Origin of the sequence: Streptomyces yerevanensis (genome assembly GCF_000716805.1) — a bacterium.
Lineage (GTDB): Bacteria > Actinomycetota > Actinomycetes > Streptomycetales > Streptomycetaceae > Streptomyces > Streptomyces flaveus.
In genome coordinates, this window is sequence record NZ_JNWJ01000197.1 from 1 (window position 1) to 1,010 (window position 1,010).

At 69.6% G+C, this 1,010-nt stretch carries 1 protein-coding gene; it reads right to left on the bottom strand.

Going from position 1 to position 1,010, the window contains the following annotated elements; translation table 11 throughout:
• Positions 1-961 (bottom strand): IS5 family transposase gene (locus tag OP79_RS53535; RefSeq protein WP_425428700.1). Its coding sequence is split into 2 segments (ribosomal slippage), with 962 coding nucleotides annotated over them: positions 1-568 and positions 568-961; the frame shifts between segments, so codons are not numbered across the junction. This gene is flagged as partial in the annotation.
• Between the last annotated feature and the right edge of the window lie 49 nt (positions 962-1,010).

Genomic DNA, 1,010 nt, shown 5'->3' on the forward strand with positions numbered 1-1,010 from the left:
TAGGGCGTTTCTGATGGCTCTTGGACGATGTCTCGGAGCCAGATGACGACGGCCGTGACGGTCAGGGTGCCGTTGAAGATGTAGTCGCGTTTGTCGTACCGCGTGGCGACAGCGCGGTACTGCTTCCACTTGTTGACGCATCGCTCGACGGCACTGCGGCGGCGGTACTGGGCCTTGTCGAAGGCCGGTGGGCGTCCGCCGGCCTGGCCCTTGCGCCTGCGGTTGGCCCGCTGGTCGTCGGGCTGGGCGATGGTGGCCTTGATGCCCCGTCGCCGCAGATAGGCGCGGTTGTCGCGGCTGGAGTACGCCTTGTCGCCGCGGACGCGATCGGGACGGCTGCGTGGCCGGCCGGGTCCGCGCCGCTGGATCCGTAAGCCGTCCAGTACGTGGATGAACATGGGGCTGTCGCCCCGCTGGCCCGGAGAGGTCTGCCAGGTCAGCGGGCGGGCCCGGTCGTCGGACAGCAGGTGGATCTTGCTGGTCAGTCCGCCCCGTGAGCGCCCCAGTGCCTCCCGTCCATCGGCCTCCACACGCGCACCGCCCCCTTTTGCGGGAAGTCGCGCGGCGGCCGGTGGCGGGCCCCGGCGGCGTGCTGATGTGCCCGGCAGGAGGTGGAGTCGATGTTCACCGCCCACTCCTGTACGCGCTGCAGGTGCTCCTCCTCGATGGCCTTGGCCAGTTGGCCGTCGGGGTCGGTGGCGTCAGCCTCGATCTGTAACTCGGTCAGGATCTGCTGCCAGGTGCCGTCCGCCGACCAGCGGCGGTGCCGCTCGTAGACGGTCTGCCAGGGGCCGTAGCGTTCGGGTAGGTCCGGCCAGGGCACCCCGGTACGGGCCCTGAACAGCACCCCGTTGATCACTTTACGGTGATCGGCCCACTGCCCGCCGGGCCTGCCGTTGGCGGGCAGCAACGGCTCGATCTTCTGCCACTGCGCGTCGGTCAGTTCGTGTCGCCGCACCATAAGACGCGCCTGCCCGGCCCCAGCACTGATCCACCCACCCCAACAAGAG